The organism is Desulfovibrio sp. 7SRBS1 (assembly GCF_049723905.1).
Classification (GTDB): domain Bacteria; phylum Desulfobacterota; class Desulfovibrionia; order Desulfovibrionales; family Desulfovibrionaceae.
Window position 1 is genome coordinate 2,604,080 of the sequence record NZ_JBJKFD010000001.1, and the last position, 16,942, is coordinate 2,621,021.

Genomic DNA, 16,942 nt, shown 5'->3' on the forward strand with positions numbered 1-16,942 from the left:
CAAGGAAAGAATACATGCCGATAAAAAACGACGAACTGAAACAACGCAAGAGACGACTTGAAGACGGACTTAGCGCCCCTCAGCAGGAGTCGCAACAGCCATATACAATGATTCGAAACTACTTGCTTGAAGCAATACTAAAACACAAATTGAATGGCGCCGAACAAAAATTAATCTGGTGGGTCTATCGACAGACATACGGTTACTACCGTGAATTCATCAGATTCCAGCCCGACCGAATTGTTCATGAGACAAGCTATGGCCGCAAGGCAGTCGACAATGCTTACAAGTCGCTCACGGAAAGGAATATACTTCGACTGGAAGATGACGACAAAAAGAAAAAGCGCATGCAAGTCAACTTTAAATCGAGCACTTGGAAATAGCTCATAAAACAAATAACCAAACAAGCCCGGAGGAACCACAATCCTCCGGGCTGTTTCATTTTTTATGCTTCATAATTCTTACAGAAAGAGCCGTATATGAGTCGGAACTTGCATCATCAAGCGTTCCCATCACTAGGCACAACAGGGCCATTACGTGGTTCATTTTCTCAACAGGCAGCTTCACCTGACGATAGCTATTCACAACACGTTTGACCTTGCTCAGAGCGTCATCATGGCCGTTTCCGGTCACTGTACAGGCTTTCCGAAAACTCTTCCTCGTACTGCTCCGACTGCACGGATTCATTACCAAGATATTTGTCGATAAGATTTGCTGGCATTTCTCACTCCCCGGCACCGAAGATTTTCCGTAGCTCAATACTATTTATAAGGAACGAAATGCCAACGGGAGCTATCCATATGAATTACCTCGAAGAACGAGAACCATGCGGGATGACTGACAAGCCCCCACGAAAGGGCTAATCCTCATCCACCTTATAAGTAATCTTCACGGCTTTGCTCATCTTATACAGCATAACAATACTTGCGTCGTCAGCCGCACGAATGGTGTTCGCAAGCTCGCTCCTCATAATGCCGGGACTGGGCAATTCATAGTTGTCCAGCAGCTTCCCCAACCGAACATCAAGGGCCTCGGCAATCCGTTCCAGCTTGAAGACCGTAATATTCCCTTCACCACGCTCGACCTCACCAAGATATTTGGCACTTATATCAACAATCTCAGCAAGTTTGGCTTGGCTCAATCCTTTCTCCTTACGACGAGAACGGATTTTAGCACCCAAAAAATCCTTCAACTCCATAACAGCCACCTCCGACCGATAAGTATAGGTGGCAAACCAGCGAACTAAACCTTTTATAAGTGTTTACAAGCTCATTTATACAACATATAAGTAATCAAAATCGACAATTGGACACACAAAGCTCATCAGATGAGCGAGACCACTATCTCAAACTGAACAGGAGAAAGCATGTCCGCCACCAAGGAAGAATTCGTCAAGATCATGGAACAACGCATTGAAGCCGATCCCAACCAACTCGGCATCCCCAATGCCCGGTTGGTGAAATTCGTCAACGACTTCGTTGATACCGAAGGCAGCAAATATCTGGACTACGGTCTCATCAATTGGGGCATCGGCGTCCTCTTCTGGGGAATCCCTCTTGCCTTTCGGCAGATTACTCCCAAAGCAGTTGTCCATGAACTCGACCACGGCAAGGCCATCGACCTCGACAAGCTCTATGCGGCCCATTCCGAATGGATCAACATGGATATCAACCGAGAGATGCCCCTCCTCTTCCACAAGATAGGCTCGATGAGCCCAAGCTGCGTCCTGCTCACCAACACGACTCTCTACTACAACATGCCGAGGTCGAAGAAATCCGGTGACGCCAAGCAGCAGACCATGGGCAAGATCGACATAGCCGACATCACCCAATTCGATACCAAACCCCATTCCATTATGGATATGATTACCCTGACCGTGAACAACAACGAGATCGGCGCATTCAACTGCAAGAAAGCTCACGGAAAGTCGGCCAACAATCTCCGCAAGCTGTTCCAATCCATCATCATGAAGAAGAACAGCCTCATCGGATAGGCCCCCATGAAAATGACAGCAATTCTCCTTGTCTGCCTGTGCCTACTCGGATGCACAGGCGGGCAGGAGGAAGCCCCACGGCTGGCATACTTCAATGACGTGAGGTGGAGTTGGTCGCCGGAAACAACGGTCTTCGAACTGGACAAACGGGGATACTGCACGGCCTATCCCGACCACACCCACGGCACTCGCTTGCAGGTCTTCAATGCCTTCGTGGACCAATTCAAGTCGGACGGTTGCGGCAAAGTCCAAGGACTGACTTGGAATCCCTTTCCCTTCTTCTCCTACGAGGAATGGGGAAATGACCAACTCCTGTCGAAGTATCAGGAACTTTACCGGCGAATCATCGAGAGATACCGACCGGCCAACACGGACAAGGTCACTCGGAGCTATGAGGCTATCTGGCAACTCTGGAGCGATTTCGTTTCGAGTTCCAGTACCCTCCAAAAGATCAATCGGAACATCATCGTCTTCGACAAGGTGTATGCCGTTCCCAAAGCCGAAAGTCCGATCTTGAAAAGAGAGTTCTTTTACTCGCCGTTTTACGAAACGACATACGAAAAAGACGATACCCTAGTTGCTCACTGTGCCACTATCGACATCAATCTGTGGCCCAAAGTGCTTGCCGAAATTCAAGCCGAGTACGGCGAAGGCAAATCGAACACATGGATAGACGGAGAACACTATCTGGTGACTTCGATTGGGACCGATGTTCGATTATGGAATATCAATCTCAAACGACTAAGACGCTATCTGGAACAACTCCAATCCAAGCTCAAATAGCCATCGGAAAAGCCCGTCCTTACCGGATGGGCTTTTCAGTTCATGAAACGGTGTACATGCGCTCACTCGCCGTATAAGAGCAGAATAGGACGATTGTATCCTTCTGAATTTACGGAACAACAAGGAGTGAGCATTATGGATTGCATGGAACAGGCTATGAAGATGGTCGAGGCACAGGCCGGAGTTCGTGAAATGACCGCCGAAGGCATGATCTCGATGGTCAAGGAAGTGAACATGGGCCTCACCGGAATTGCCACCGGCGAACATGGGGACAAGGCACAAGAACCGGTTATCGATCCCAAGAAGGCCATCAGGAAGAAGACCATCACCTGCGTCGAATGCGGCAAGACCTTCAAGACCATCACCAAGCGTCACCTGGAAAGCCACGGCCTGACATCCGCCGAATACAAGGTGAAATGGGGATACCCCAAGAGCCAGCCACTCTCCTGCCGGGATACGGCCAAGGCACGCTCCGAGCGCATGAAGAACATGGAGCTTTGGAAGAAGACCAAGCCCAAGAAGGCCCCGGCCAAGAAACCCGAAACCAAGTAGATCATATCACCATGATCGTAGAGGCCCGTCCGATAGGATGGGCCTTTCATCTTTCAGCGAGAGTTCATGGCCACACCATCGTAGAGGCCCGACGAGGCCACGCAACTACGAAACTGATAAACCATATGGATTTTCGACAAGAATCTCCGACAAGCCACACGAGAGGTCGAAACGATGACATCCGACTACAAGGACGAGATACAAGGCAGGATCCCCCGCTTATACGAGACAGAGAACATCCCGGCACATGAGAAGCTTATCTACCACCACTTCTTCATAGGAGATTCCCACTGGTACGCTGCCGAGTTCGACGGAGAAGACATCTTCTTCGGCTATGCCATCCTCAACGGAGACATGCAAAATGCCGAATGGGGCTACTTCTCTTTGCAGGAACTGAAAAGCGTAAAAGTCGGGCCTCTACGGGTTGAGGTCGATTGCTCGTGGGAGGTAAAACGATTTCAGAAAATCAAAAAATGTGGATGCCCATAACTGGTAAGTGGGCACAAAATATTATACATGCCTACAAGACCATAAACGAGGTAGAGCTAAGTGGATATCAGATCAATCAGACTAGAAAAGAAAATAAAATTCAGTGAATTAGCAGACAAAGTCAACATCGACCACACAGAATTGCGGAAAATTGAAAGAGGGTTCATTGAGCCTACCAAAGAGCAATTCTACACTCTTAGCCAAGCGCTAAAAGTTGACTCGGCAGTCTTAATATCTGGTCACCTCAATGAGATTAACAAGATAATACCCGGGGAAGGATACACAACATGCCAGTGCGGCGAAGAACGCTTCCTCGAAAGATCAAGCCCCATAGCTCCAGACAAAATCAAAGTGCTTGATCTTTTCTGCGGTTGCGGCGGATTGTCTTATGGCTTTGAACAGACGGATAAGTTCCAAATCACAGCGGGAGTTGACCTCTTAGCCGACCGAGTCGAATCATTCCATGCGAATCACAACACAGCTATTGGCGTAATAGGCAACATTCACGAAATAGACAAAGACCATTTGTGGGAACTTGCAGGAACTCCAGACATTTTGATTGGAGGACCTCCCTGCCAAGGTTTTTCGTCAATTCGACCTTTTAGGCAACTGTCAGAGAATGATAAAAGAAACCATTTGGTAGAAATTTATAGAGATCTGGTTGCCGAAAAGAGGCCTCGATGGTTTGTGATGGAAAATGTTGTTGGCCTACTCACCCACAACAAAGGCAAGTTGCTGGAATCTCTTTTGGATGAATACAGCTCACTTGGTTATTCAGTTTCTTGGACAATCCTCAATGCAGCGAACTATGGGGTTCCACAAAACAGAGAACGTCTGTTCATCGTAGGAAACAATGCCAACATACGTTACAGTTGGCCAACACCGACTCATCATGCTCCCCACAAGAGCATGGGAGGGAAAAGATTTAATCGTTCCAACCGACTAAATCTATTTTCTGAAAACCTACCAAAAGCCATCACAGCTTACGATGCCATTTGCGATTTACCAGAGATAGAATCTGGTGAAACGGCTGATAAATATGGCACTCCCAAATGTACAAATGAATACACCCACAAGATGAGGGGAAAAACCAATCAGCTATCGCTTCACTCATCGACTAAACACTCCGAAAAAATGATGGATATCATCAAACATGCAGGCGAAAATCGCAATTCCCTACCCAAAGACATGACCAGTAGCGGTTTTAGTTCATGCTATAGCAGGATTGACCCTGACAAACCTTCTGTTACTTTGACGGTCAATTTCGTACATCCAGCTTCTAACAAATGCATTCACCCATACCAACACCGGGCCTTAACACCAAGAGAAGGGGCTAGGATTCAAAGCTTTCCTGACAATTACACTTTTTCTGGATCAAAAACCCAAATAGTAAAACAGATCGGCAATGCTGTCCCACCCCTTTTGGCTAAGGCTGTAGCCCTTTCTATTTATGAAGCAGAGATGCAAGCACAACAAATCTAATCGAACAGAGCAGAAACATCCTTATATATCCTACCATTAGGTGACAACGGGGCCAAATTCAGATTGCAATAAACTATAGTTAAAGCATTCATTCCATCGGCATTAATAACCGCAGTCTTCCCAGAGTCTCCCGGCGTATTACTTTCATTGAAGTGTTCAGCCAGTAAATGTCCAACTCGGACCTCCCATATTCTGGCAACAACACCTCTATTTTCTTTACCTCGTTCAAATGAACCATTTTCATTCGCCAGCACATACCTGCAAATCAGATGAGGGCCAGGCTTCACCAAATGTCCCTTAGGTTTATTATTCTCAAGAGCCACTTTAATCTCAATATCTGAACACCCTTGTCTATTTCCGAGTATGTCTGGGAATTTATGAGGGCCATTTTCAACAAAGCGCTCGCCTGAATGGATAACAACTCCCCCTCGGAATAGATTCCCAACCATTGCTGACAAGTTCGCTAGCTCGAACAACTGAGACATCCTTGGAACCTTATTCTGCATCAGTTGAACATCCAAGCTCTCAAGAACGCCATGAGTGTGATTTATGGCGTTCGCAATTAAAGTTGTATCAAGTCCATATTTGCTTAATTCAAATTCGCCTAGACAATCACTGGAAGAAACAGGAGTAAACATTAAGCCCCCAACATCAAAAGTTTCACATCAGAAGAATTAGCTCTTTCCCTTCAAACGTATATCGACCAACAGATAGCTAAGTCTTACTGGATATGCAAAAGCAACCCGCATTACACACTTAGATTTCAAACATCAGCAGTCCGTTATTTGGCCATTTAAAAACCCGAAACGTACTATCGAATATTGACAATCAAGACAGAAGATTTAATCTCAAAAAATTGTATAGAAATGAGTCCAGCAAGGCAACTTCCGCAATGGGAGGAATTCGAATGGGTTTTGATTTACAAAAGCACTTCAACAAGTTCCACGACACCATCAAACTCGACGACAACGACACTCTGAAAGAAAAACGAGAGACGTTGACCAAGGAACTGAAGACTAAACTAGCTAAAGACGACGACGCTCCCACCTTCACTTATTTCAATCAAGGGAGCTATGCCATGTTCACTGGAACAACTCCCCCCGATGGCGACTATGACATTGATGTGGGCCTTGTCTTCGACTGTGAAAAAGAAGACTACGATGACCCCGTTGATTTGAAGGTTCTAGTCAGGGACGCGTTAAAGGATAAGAATAGAACTGTCGTCATTCGACGCCCATGTGTGACTGTAAAATACCTTGAGAACGAAAAGAGTAAATATCATGTGGACTTAGCTGTCTACGCAAAGAATGACGGCAACTATACCATTGCCAAAGGCATGGAATGTTCTGCAAAGGACAAACGGTTTTGGGAGAAATCTGCCCCCAAAGGTTTAATTGCCTACGTCAACGATACGACCCGTCACGACGATGATGGACGCGCCCAACTGCGCAGAGTGATTCGTTATATGAAACGCTGGCGTGAACATAAATTAAAAAACGACAGACCTTACAGCATTGCTCTGACAGTGGCGGCCTGTCGATGGTTTGCACCCTATAACGATTCATTGACCGGAAAGATGGACGACCTCATGGGACTATACTACTTCGTTCAAAACATCCTTAGTCGGTTTAACATATTAGGAAAGCTTGAAATTCTCTTGCCAGTCGAGCCTTTTAACAATCTCAATGCGGACATGACTGATAATCAGATGAGCAACTTCAAAGAAAAACTCGAAGAGCTTCTCGACGCACTTTACGACGCGAGCAACTCCGAAGTTGAAGATGAAGCCTGTGAAATCCTCAAAAAACAATTTGGGCCAGACTTTCCAGTTCCACCGAAAGACGAAAATGCTAAAAAAGCACCCGCAGGATACGCGCCAGCAGGTACAAGCGCAGCCTAGATGACTGATTTCGAAGAAATCATCACTCAGCACCCGGATGTCATCGGCGCAAAGAGCATAACATATGAGGAATTGCCGCCGGAGCTTATCCCGTACAAACAAGGAATAAGCTCAGGCCTAGCAATATCGTTGAACGTTGGGCAAGCAACATACGACATCAACCTTTGGCAATGGCACGACTTTCCAAACAGATTGCCAAAAGCTTATCTGAGCAACCCAAGCGACTACGACTTTCATAATCATGTAAATTCATGGGGAGAAATCTGCTACACTGACACGACCGTTCCACGGTTCATCAATGCAAACCTCCCAAAAGCGATCATCCATCAATGTATTTCGGAAATAAGCGAGGTACTCTCAACCAGCTTCGACAGAGACTTAACCCCGTTATACGATGAATTTGAAGGCTATTGGCGTTCCCTTCCTAACTGCTTCTCTAAAGTCGATTGCTTTTGGAACCCAGGAGACACCCCCTCCATCATCTATGTTCTTGAAAGAAAAGGAAAACCCGTTGCAGTAATCAAAAGGCAAGAAAAAGACGCTTTGTACGGCGGTCTTCGAATCTGCTCCCAAACCCAAAGGGTCAATGCATATTATATCCCATTAAAAAGAATGATGCTGCCACCCTTGCCGGGAGAAGCCGCAACGACAGACTACCTACGATCACTTCTACAAGCCATCCCCAACGATCAAAAAAAAGTCAGCTTAAAAGCAATTGACAAAATTCTTCGTAAAAAGGGGAAAGCTACCCAACCTCGAACTGGATACTTAGTCTTTTCAACTCCACGGCCATCAGGAGAACCATCGCTTTTCGGCCTAAAGATATATGGCCAATCTTCAAGTCCAGTAGAACAGCGAGCAGACGATGAGCAATGGGCCACAACCCCTCTTGAAATTGATCGGCATTACGCGGACTACCTCATTAACCGAGGCGGGGCCAATGGCAAATGTTCGAACTACAAAATAGGCGTGGTAGGCTGTGGTGCCGTAGGATCGAGGGTTGCAGAATTTCTATGTCAGGCAGGTTTCCAGCAATTAACCCTTATCGACCACGACACTCTGTCAAAAGACAATATCTATAGGCACTCTTTAGGTGGAGAAGCCATCGGCCAAAAAAAGGTTGAAGCACTCGCTATCAACCTTCAACAGAGATTGCCTGAGATCAAACCCACCGCTATTGCGCTAAGTTGGCAGCAGTATCTAGCCACAAACGAGTTAGATGATTTCGCCCTACTAGTATGTGCTACAGGGGAAGCAACTCAGATGCGTGCTATGAACCAGATGATTCTAGCACAAAAAGCCCCTTTGCCAATAATCTACTGCTGGGTTGAACCAGATTCGATAGCCGGGCATTCCTTGCTCATCGACCCAACCCAACCAGGCTGTTTTGAGTGCTTAGTACAAAACTCTGCGCAAGGACTTTTCTTAAAAGGGAGCGTAACGGAACCACACCAGAAAATTTCCAAAGAGCTATATGGATGTGGATCGTTTGTTCCCTTCACTGTTACGGACGCCGTAAAGACGGCAGCGATGACAACGGAGCTAGCCGTAGACTACTTGCTCAACAAAGTACCTAACGTATACAAATCGTGGAAAGGTGATACAACCCACGCTCAAAGATCACAACTGACGTTGAGCTCAAATTCCTTTTCTGACTCAATAACCAATTTTAAAAACCCAACATGCCCACTCTGTAAATCATGACCCGACGACTTGTATATTCAATCAACAACTCAAGGCACCTTATTGTACTTGAAGATCCGCTCAAAACGATTAAGTCCTTCAAACAACTCGATCCGGCAGCCAAGGAAGCCGGAGGGCTACTCATTGGCAGACATTTAACTGGAAGCAATCACGTTGTTGTTGACCAAGTAACAACACCAACATGCTGCGATCGTAGGAGCAGACACGGTTTCCACAGGTCTTTCTGGCACAACCTTCAAGCTAAAAGAGCTTGGAAACACTCAAGTCAAACCCAAGGATTGCTTGGCCTTTGGCATACCCATCCTGAGCCAAGGCCAACGCCCTCTTCGGTAGATTTCAACGACTGGAAAACCACCCTTCAAAACGGCATTTTTCTAGGTAGTACTCTTTTTTTCATGATCGTTGGCATGGAAGATATTTGTGTTTGGCAAGGGACAACTCGTAACCCAACTTTCAAACTACTTTCACAACATGAGTAAAATTCAAGACTTCTTCGACGGCTTATGCACGCTTATCAAGACCATTAAAGGCAACATGATTCGAAGAACCGGTATTGGCCTCATCGTCCTTGGAGGCAGTTGGTTTGGCGCAGGAATTCTCGGCATAGTTCGAGTGTCATGGGGAGACATCGAAGTCTCTGTCGATGGCTCCTTTGGAACTCCAGAAGTCGTCACTTGGCTAGCAACATTAATCACTCTGACCGGGTTAGGGTTGGTTGTTTTTGCTTGCTTAAAAAAAGAAGGACGAAAAGAAAGAAACTCTATCGTAGTCGAGCATCTTGGAACGGGTGAGGCCAAGCCCTTCAAGGATATGTCAAAATCGTTGCCACGAGGCCTTACTCATGATCCAGATGAAAATATTGTTATCGACCAAAACCCATACATCAAAAATCTGAATGTAATTGACCCAAAACAAGCACTGGATGAGTTGCTCAACTTAGAACGAGATTTAAAACGAAAGTCGGAACAAGTTTCTAATCTCGAAATCGTGTATGCAGGAATGGCACCTGTCCCCTTCTTATTCTGTGCAGGGTACTTGTTAAGTAATAAAACAAAAATCCATCCCTTAGACTGGAATCGACAGGATGAAAAATGGCATCCTTTAAACGAATCAGCCAAAGGCTACTACCTGTCTTTTATTGAACCGGACGCGAAGGAAGCAAAAGAAATCGCAATCACGTTCCCATTAACTTTTGATATCAATGAGGCGGTTCTCCTGTCAGAAATCGGAGAAATGCCAATAGTTCGAGCAGAGCTTATCGACCCCGCGACCAACCAGAAAACCCCTCACCGAATCGACCTACTCTCTTCAAGAACAGATCAGGCTAGATGCGTAAAACAATTCCAAGAATTCATAAATGGGGTTTTAATTTCTTATCCTAAGGTCGAACGGATACACCTTTCTATAGCTGCTCAGGCCTCGTTTTCCTTCCAGCTTGGCCGACAGGTACTACCTAAGAACCACGGCGACATTGTAATTCATCAATTCTCAAGAAACGGGAACACCAAATATCCTTGGGCAGTTGTCATCGCGACAGACAGTATAACCGTTCAAAATAATGGCGGATAGCCTCACCGAAACCATTTGTATATTCTTTTGTATATCCCACGAAAAAAGGCTTAGAAGGAAAACCTTCTAAGCCTTTATAATCATTGGTGGAGCTGGAGGAAATCGAACCCACGACCTCTTGAATGCCATGCAAGCGCTCCCCCCATCGTCCGCCCAAGACACGGGCATCGGCCTGTGTGCCGTGCGCTCCACTCGGGAATTTTTTCAAGGTGTTCTTTGCCCCCGCCCCCTCCAGCGCCAGCGCCCCGGAATTGTCTAGGGCATCAACCTCGCCATATGTTTTCATGTTCCGTGCGTATCCGCCATATCCGCCCAAAACTACGGATTTCTCCCCCTGCTCAAAGCACATAAAAATGCAATCGCCTATACTCTGGCACAGGGGGAATCCGCTTCAAAAACTAATAAAGTATGACATTGACAACACTTAGCTCTGTATGCAGATTAACCCCCTTCAGAAGCACGTATCCGGTGCGTTGCCAAGGCCCTCTCCGGCGGACAATTCATCAGCCCACTGATTTCGTGTTTCCCCCTTTTTCTTCCACCCATGCTTCGGCCAAACGATATGGGTGGAACATTTATTTGAGTACTTTATGGAGGATTTGATGAAATTCAACTTGACGAAAATTGCGGCAAAATGGCTTGTGCCGGCCCTGCTTTTCTGCTTCGCGGTTGCGCCCTGTGCAATGGCCCGTACATCCAACCACCCCGACACCCTGGCCGTGGCCACCACCTACGACGCCAAAACCCTCGACCCCTACATGACCAACGACGTGGCGTCTTCCAACGCCATGCGCCAGATATACGAAACCCTCGTGACCATTGGCGACAATGGTGATGTTGTGCCTTCCCTGGCCGAAAAGATCGAACGCGTCGATCCCAAAACGTACCGGTTCACCCTGAAAAAGGGCGTCAAATTTCACAACGGCGAAACCCTTACTTCCGACGACGCCATCTACAGCCTCAAGCGCGCCTACGAAAAGGGCGCCGCAGTCCGCCACATCATGGGTGCCATCGATCCCAATGGTTTCAAAAAGATCGACGAGTACACCTTTGAGGTGAAGACCAAGGAACCCATGAGCTCCTTCCTGGCCTCGCTGACCCACTTCGGCGGCGGCGTCATTCTCAACCAGAAGGCCGTTGAAGCCGCTGGCGACGACTACGGCTTCAAGCCCGTCGGCACCGGCCCCTACAAGCTCGTGACCTGGAAAAAGGGCAACCGCATGGAGCTGGACCGCTTCGAGGACTACCACGGCGAAAAGCCCGAGTTCAAACACATGGTCCTGCGCGTCATCCCCGAGGCTTCCAACCGCACCATCGAGCTGGAAAGCGGCAATGTGGATATCGCCTTCGAGCTCTCCTCGCTGGATATTTCCCGCGTCAAGGCCGATCCGAACCTCAAGCTTGCCACCCTGGTGGACAACTCCGTCACCTACCTCGGCTTCAACTGCAGCAAGCCGCCTTTTGACAACGTCAAGCTGCGCCAGGCCATTTTCAAGGCCATCAACATCCCGGCCAGCGTGAAGGCCGTCTTCCGCGGCAACGCCTTCCCCGCCGCCGGCGTCATCGCGCCCAACGTCAAGTACGCCGATCCCAGCCGTGAAGTGCCCAAGGCCGACATTGCCGCAGCCAAGAAACTGCTGGCCGAAGCCGGATATCCCGATGGCCTGACCGTCTCGCTGTGGACCAACTCCAAGAAGGTCCGCGTGGACATGGCCACCATCATCCAGGCCCAGCTCAAGAAAATCGGCGTAACAGTGAAGATTCAGGTTCTGGAATGGGGCGCCTACCTGCAGGGGCTGAAGGAATTCAAGCATCAGCTCTTCCTCGTCGGCTGGACCTGCCAGACCCCGGACCCGGACATGGCCGTCTACCCGACCTTCCACTCCTCGCAGGTCGGCGGCAACAACTTCGCCGCCTTCAGCGATCCCGAAGTGGACAAGCTGCTTGCCACTGCCCGCGTTACGCCCGACGGACCGGAACGCAAGGCCATGTACTTTGAAATCCAGAAAGAGCTGTACGAGAAGGCCCCCTGGGTGCCCCTGGCGAACAAAAGGTATGCTTTTGGCCTGCAGAACTACATTACAGGCTTTACTCCCAGCCCGTTCGGCTTCCATGCCCTGTACAAGGTCAAACTCGCGAAATAACACATGACGCACTCCGGGGCGGCCTTGGTCGCCCCGGAGTGATTACAAACTTCAATCTGCTGGCTGCTCAAAAAGGTGCGAGATACAAAGAAATCCGTGCTCGCCCAAAGACACAAGGCTGACGCGTAGTTCCCACCCCTTCGAGGGGTTGTATTTTTTTAAGGCAACCACGCCAGCGCGCCCTTGGCAGCAGCAAAAGGTGACTACGGCCGCCCTTGCCTGTTTCCGAAAGCCCCTGCGCCGCACATGGAAACGGCGAAGCATGAACCGGGGCGTGCACCCTGGTAGGCGGCAACACGCAGTTTGACGTTTTTTTTCAACAGCATTTCCCTCGCCCGCGCGTATTCGGACTTCTGTTACCGGGACCTTCCGCTGCCGGAGCTTTCCCCACCGGGGATTTCCCTACTGGGGATTTCCCCACCGAAGCCGGACGCCGGGCGAATCCACAAGGAGTTCCCTGTGTTTGGATATATCCTGAGACGTTGTGCCATGCTGGTCCCCGTGATCCTGGGCGTCGCCTTCATCGTCTTTCTCATGCTCTACGTCACCCCGGGCGACCCGGCGCGGATGGTGCTCGGCGAGCAGGCACCGCAGGCGGACGTTGACCACCTGCGCCAGGAAATGGGCCTTAACGATCCCTTCCTGGTTCAGTTCGGGCGGTATGTGTACAACGCCGTGGTGGAGGGCGACATAGGCCGTTCCTACATCACCAAACGCCCGGTTCTGAGCGAAATCATGACGGCCTTTCCCGTCACCCTGAAGCTCTCCGCCATGGCCATGGCCATAGCCCTGCTGGTCGGCATTCCCTGCGGCATTGTCACCGCCGTGAAGCAATACTCCATTTTCGACAACATCGTGACCCTGTTCGCCATGATAGGCATATCAATGCCCGTCTTCTGGCTGGGGTTGCTGATGATCCTCCTCTTCACGGTCGAACTGAACTGGCTGCCTCCATCGGGCTTCGACTCTTTATCGGCCATGATCATGCCCTCGGTCACCCTGGGGCTGCAAAGCGTGGCCATCATCACCCGCATGACCCGCTCCTCCATGCTCGAAGTCGTCCGCCAGGACTACATCTGTACAGCGCGCGCCAAGGGCCAGAAAGAAAGCGTGGTCATCAGAAAACACGCCCTGCCCAACGCCCTGGTCCCGGTCGTCACCATTGCCGGCATCCAGTTCGGCATCCTTCTGGGCGGCGCGGTGCTTACCGAAATCATCTTTTCCCTGCCGGGACTTGGACGGCTGATGGTCAACTCCATTGAAATGCGCGACTACCCCATGGTGCAGGGCGGCGTGCTCTTCATTGCCCTGGCCTTCTGTCTGGTCAACCTCGGCGTGGACCTGATTTACGCGTGGCTCGATCCCCGCATCAAATCGCAGTACGTGTAAAGGATCTGTCATAATGAACAACAGAAAATCACTTTGGGGGCAGGTCTTTGTCCGGCTCAGGAAAAACCGCATGGCCCTGTTCGGCCTGGCAATTCTTGTATGCCTTCTGCTCACCGCATTGTTCGCCAACGTCATCGCTCCTTTTCCCTACGACGAGCAGGACCTCTTCGCCACGCTGGAAGGCCCGTCCATGACGCACTGGTTCGGCACCGACGAATTCGGCCGGGATATCCTGAGCCGCATCATCTTCGGCAGCCGCATCTCGCTGCAGGTCGGCTTCGTGGCCGTGGGCTTCTCCGTTGCCGTGGGCGGTTTCCTCGGTGCAGTGGCAGGCTACTACGGCGGCAAGATAGACAACATCATCATGCGTTTCATGGACGTTTTGCTGTCCATTCCCCAGCTTCTGCTGGCCATTTCCGTGGCAGCCTCTCTGGGCCCCGGCCTGTTCAACCTCATGCTGGCCGTCGGTATCGCCGCCATCCCGCAATACGCCCGGCTCGTGCGGGCCTCGGTCCTCTCCATCCGGGACCAGGAATTTGTGGAAGCGGCCATTTCCGTTGGTTCAAGCGATTTGCGCATCATCTTCAAGCACATCCTGCCCAACTGCCTTGCGCCCATCATCGTCCAGGCGACCCTGGGTGTGGCCTTCGCCATTCTCATCGCCGCCGGTCTGAGCTTCATCGGCCTTGGCCTGGAGCCACCCACGCCCGAGTGGGGTGCAATGCTCTCCGGCGGCAGGGAATTCATCCGGGACTATCCCTACATGACCATATTCCCGGGCATGGCCATCATGATCACCATCCTTGGCCTGAACTTCCTGGGAGACGGACTGCGGGACGCCCTGGACCCGAAACTGCGCAACTAACCAATTCCAGGCGGGAATCCCCCGCCCGGTACGAGACCGATTTTACCCCCTGCTACGGGAGTCACAATATATGTCGAACACATCATTGTTATCCATCCGCAACCTCGATGTCCGCTACACTTCGGACAGCGGCACGGTACAGGCGGTTTCCGGCCTGAACCTCGACGTCAGGGAAGGCCAGACACTGGGCCTGGTGGGCGAAACAGGGGCGGGCAAGACCACCATGGCCATGTCCATCATGCGCCTCATTGCCTCCCCCCCCGGCAAGATCACCGGCGGCGAAATATTCTTTGAAGGCACGGACCTGCTCAAGACGTCCGATTCGGTCATGCGCAAGGTACGCGGCGGCAAAATCGCCATGATCTTCCAGGACCCCATGACCTCTCTGAACCCGATCATGCCCGTGGACGAGCAGGTCGCCGAAATGATCGCCCTGCACAACAAGGTCTCCAAGCAGGAATCGCTCAAGCGGGCACTGGCCATGCTCGAAACGGTCGGCATTCAGCCCGACCGGGCCGGGGAATACCCCCACCAGTTCAGCGGCGGCATGAAGCAGCGCGTGGTTATTGCCATTGCCCTGGCCTGCAACCCGGCCCTGCTCATTGCCGACGAACCGACCACCGCCCTGGACGTCACCATCCAGGCTCAGGTCCTTGAGCTGATGAAGAACCTCAAGAAAAAGTTCAATACGGCCATGATCATGATCACCCACGATCTCGGCATTGTGGCCGAAACCTGCGACCACGTGGCCATCATGTACGCGGGCCGCGTTGTGGAGCAGGCCGACACCATCTCGCTCTACAACGACCCCAGACACCCCTACACCAAGGGACTCTTCGCCTCCATTCCCAACGTCGAAGAGGAGAGGGAGTCTCTGGCCGTCATTCCCGGACTTCCGCCCGAACCCACCAACATGCCGCCCGGCTGTCCCTTTCACCCGCGCTGTTCCCACGCCATGGAACGCTGCAAAGTGGAAGCGCCCAAGCCGGTGACCGTGAGCGACGGACATATGGTCGCCTGTTTTCTGGAAGGAGGTGCCGCATGAGCGAGCCGTTCGTACAGGTCAAAAACCTGAAAAAATACTTTGAGACGCGCAAAGGCCCGCTGCACGCGGTGGACGACGTCTCCTTTGGCATAGAAAAAGGGGAAACCCTGGGGCTTGTGGGCGAATCCGGCTGTGGCAAATCCACCACCGGCCGCGCCGCCATCCGGCTTCTGGAGCCTTCCGACGGCCAGGTCATCATTGGCGGGCAGGACATTCTGCGTCCCTCCCGCCGCGAGGTGAAGGCGCTGCGCTCCAAGATGCAGATGGTCTTTCAGGACCCGTATTCAAGCCTCAACCCGCGGCTGTGCGTGGCCGACCTTATTGCCGAACCGCTCGACGTGAAGGGGATAGGGTCCTCAGCCGAGCGCGCCAAACGCGTCCGGGAACTCTCGGACATCGTCGGGCTGAGCAAAAGCCTGGAAAACGCCTACCCGCACGAACTGGACGGCGGCAGACGCCAGCGCGTCGGCATTGCCCGGGCACTGGCCCTGAACCCCGAGTTCATCGTGCTGGACGAACCTGTATCGGCCCTGGACGTCTGCATCCAGGCGCAGGTGCTCAACCTGCTGGACAACCTGCAAAAGGAAATGGGGCTGACCTACCTGTTCATCTCCCACGACCTCTCGGTGGTCCACCACGTCTCGGACCGTATTGCGGTCATGTACCTGGGCCGCATTGTGGAACTGGCCGACTACAAGACCATTTTCACCAACCCGCTGCACGCCTATACCAAGGCGCTGCTTTCGGCCATCACCGTGCCGAACCCGAACCTGGTGCACAACCGCATCATTCTGGAAGGCGACGTGCCAAGCCCCATCAACCCGCCCGCCGGGTGCCGCTTCGCAGGCCGCTGCTACTTCAACAAAATAGACGCCTGCACCTGCGAAACACCGGGCCTTACGGAAGTGAGCCCGAACCATTTTGTGGCCTGCCACATCGTGGCCCGGGAAATGGCCGGGCAGGCCTAGCAGACCTCGCAGGCCTAGCAGGCTAGCAAAACAATACCGGACCGGCTGCATCCAAAGGA

Annotated in this window: 18 protein-coding genes; 15 read left to right on the forward strand and 3 right to left on the reverse strand. The window is 51.0% G+C overall.

Features of this window, described 5'->3' with window-relative positions; translation table 11 throughout:
• Positions 1-14: 14 nt before the first annotated feature.
• Positions 15-383 carry a replication protein gene (locus ACI0FJ_RS11750; RefSeq protein ID WP_424303541.1) on the forward strand — a complete coding sequence of 123 codons (369 nt, stop codon included), beginning with the start codon at positions 15-17 and terminating at the stop codon, positions 381-383.
• A 476-nt stretch (positions 384-859) separates the two neighbouring features.
• Here the strand turns inward: ACI0FJ_RS11750 and ACI0FJ_RS11755 are convergent, their stop codons facing one another.
• Entirely contained in the window at positions 860-1,198 is a 339-nt protein-coding gene (locus tag ACI0FJ_RS11755; RefSeq protein ID WP_424303544.1) for a helix-turn-helix domain-containing protein, read from the reverse strand.
• 168 nt (positions 1,199-1,366) lie between these two features.
• Between ACI0FJ_RS11755 and ACI0FJ_RS11760 the strand changes: the two genes are divergently transcribed.
• The 5 genes from ACI0FJ_RS11760 to dcm all read left to right on the forward strand — a co-directional run bounded on the left by ACI0FJ_RS11760 (position 1,367) and on the right by dcm (position 5,299).
• Entirely contained in the window at positions 1,367-1,993 is a 627-nt protein-coding gene (locus ACI0FJ_RS11760; protein ID WP_424303547.1) for a hypothetical protein, read from the forward strand.
• Positions 1,994-1,999: 6 nt separating this feature from the next.
• Positions 2,000-2,776: a hypothetical protein gene (locus tag ACI0FJ_RS11765; protein WP_424303549.1), complete on the forward strand. Its 777-nt coding sequence runs from the start codon at positions 2,000-2,002 to the stop codon at positions 2,774-2,776.
• Positions 2,777-2,911: 135 nt separating this feature from the next.
• Complete coding sequence (locus ACI0FJ_RS11770; RefSeq protein WP_424303552.1) at positions 2,912-3,328, forward strand: MucR family transcriptional regulator; 417 nt, start codon at positions 2,912-2,914, stop codon at positions 3,326-3,328.
• 174 nt (positions 3,329-3,502) lie between these two features.
• Positions 3,503-3,817: a DUF2958 domain-containing protein gene (locus tag ACI0FJ_RS11775; RefSeq protein WP_424303554.1), complete on the forward strand. Its 315-nt coding sequence runs from the start codon at positions 3,503-3,505 to the stop codon at positions 3,815-3,817.
• A gap of 60 nt (positions 3,818-3,877) precedes the next feature.
• A complete protein-coding gene (dcm, locus tag ACI0FJ_RS11780; RefSeq protein WP_424303557.1) occupies positions 3,878-5,299 on the forward strand; it encodes a DNA (cytosine-5-)-methyltransferase in 1,422 nt (473 codons plus the stop codon).
• On the opposite strand, the gene ACI0FJ_RS11785 is transcribed toward dcm, so the two are convergent.
• Positions 5,296-5,937, reverse strand: coding sequence for a hypothetical protein (locus tag ACI0FJ_RS11785; protein ID WP_424303560.1), 642 nt, complete (start codon positions 5,935-5,937; stop codon positions 5,296-5,298). The two genes, dcm and ACI0FJ_RS11785, sit on opposite strands and share 4 nt — an antisense overlap.
• A 269-nt stretch (positions 5,938-6,206) precedes the next feature.
• Here ACI0FJ_RS11785 and ACI0FJ_RS11790 point away from each other — a divergent pair, with 269 nt between their 5' ends.
• From ACI0FJ_RS11790 to ACI0FJ_RS11805, 4 genes are read left to right on the forward strand one after another with little or no spacing between them, the layout of a single operon-like run.
• Positions 6,207-7,199 (forward strand): cyclic GMP-AMP synthase DncV-like nucleotidyltransferase, encoded by a 993-nt coding sequence (locus ACI0FJ_RS11790; protein WP_424303563.1) that lies wholly within the window; start codon positions 6,207-6,209, stop codon positions 7,197-7,199.
• Positions 7,200-8,903, forward strand: coding sequence for a ThiF family adenylyltransferase (locus ACI0FJ_RS11795; protein WP_424303566.1), 1,704 nt, complete (start codon positions 7,200-7,202; stop codon positions 8,901-8,903). It abuts the gene before it with no gap.
• Entirely contained in the window at positions 8,900-9,382 is a 483-nt protein-coding gene (locus tag ACI0FJ_RS11800) for a Mov34/MPN/PAD-1 family protein (protein WP_424303569.1), read from the forward strand. The genes ACI0FJ_RS11795 and ACI0FJ_RS11800 overlap by 4 nt, the downstream gene beginning before the upstream one ends.
• On the forward strand, positions 9,324-10,472 hold the full coding sequence (locus ACI0FJ_RS11805; RefSeq protein WP_424303572.1) for an SAVED domain-containing protein: 1,149 nt from the start codon (positions 9,324-9,326) through the stop codon (positions 10,470-10,472). The genes ACI0FJ_RS11800 and ACI0FJ_RS11805 overlap by 59 nt, the downstream gene beginning before the upstream one ends.
• Here the strand turns inward: ACI0FJ_RS11805 and ACI0FJ_RS11810 are convergent.
• Positions 10,429-10,758, reverse strand: a complete 330-nt coding sequence (locus ACI0FJ_RS11810) for a hypothetical protein (RefSeq protein ID WP_424303575.1) — start codon at positions 10,756-10,758, stop codon at positions 10,429-10,431. The two genes, ACI0FJ_RS11805 and ACI0FJ_RS11810, sit on opposite strands and share 44 nt — an antisense overlap.
• A 316-nt stretch (positions 10,759-11,074) precedes the next feature.
• On the opposite strand from ACI0FJ_RS11810, the gene ACI0FJ_RS11815 reads away from it, so the two are divergent.
• The 5 genes from ACI0FJ_RS11815 to ACI0FJ_RS11835 all read left to right on the forward strand — a co-directional run bounded on the left by ACI0FJ_RS11815 (position 11,075) and on the right by ACI0FJ_RS11835 (position 16,883).
• Positions 11,075-12,616, forward strand: coding sequence for an ABC transporter substrate-binding protein (locus tag ACI0FJ_RS11815; RefSeq protein ID WP_424303578.1), 1,542 nt, complete (start codon positions 11,075-11,077; stop codon positions 12,614-12,616).
• 459 nt (positions 12,617-13,075) lie between these two features.
• Complete coding sequence (gene nikB / locus ACI0FJ_RS11820) at positions 13,076-14,005, forward strand: nickel ABC transporter permease (protein WP_424303581.1); 930 nt, start codon at positions 13,076-13,078, stop codon at positions 14,003-14,005.
• A gap of 13 nt (positions 14,006-14,018) precedes the next feature.
• The gene (locus ACI0FJ_RS11825; RefSeq protein ID WP_424303584.1) at positions 14,019-14,870 is read left to right on the forward strand and encodes an ABC transporter permease; all 852 of its coding nucleotides are present in this window, start codon (positions 14,019-14,021) and stop codon (positions 14,868-14,870) included.
• Between the two features lie 70 nt (positions 14,871-14,940).
• On the forward strand, positions 14,941-15,915 hold the full coding sequence (locus ACI0FJ_RS11830; protein WP_424303587.1) for an ABC transporter ATP-binding protein: 975 nt from the start codon (positions 14,941-14,943) through the stop codon (positions 15,913-15,915).
• Complete coding sequence (locus ACI0FJ_RS11835; RefSeq protein ID WP_424303590.1) at positions 15,912-16,883, forward strand: ABC transporter ATP-binding protein; 972 nt, start codon at positions 15,912-15,914, stop codon at positions 16,881-16,883. The genes ACI0FJ_RS11830 and ACI0FJ_RS11835 overlap by 4 nt, the downstream gene beginning before the upstream one ends.
• Positions 16,884-16,942 lie beyond the last annotated feature (59 nt).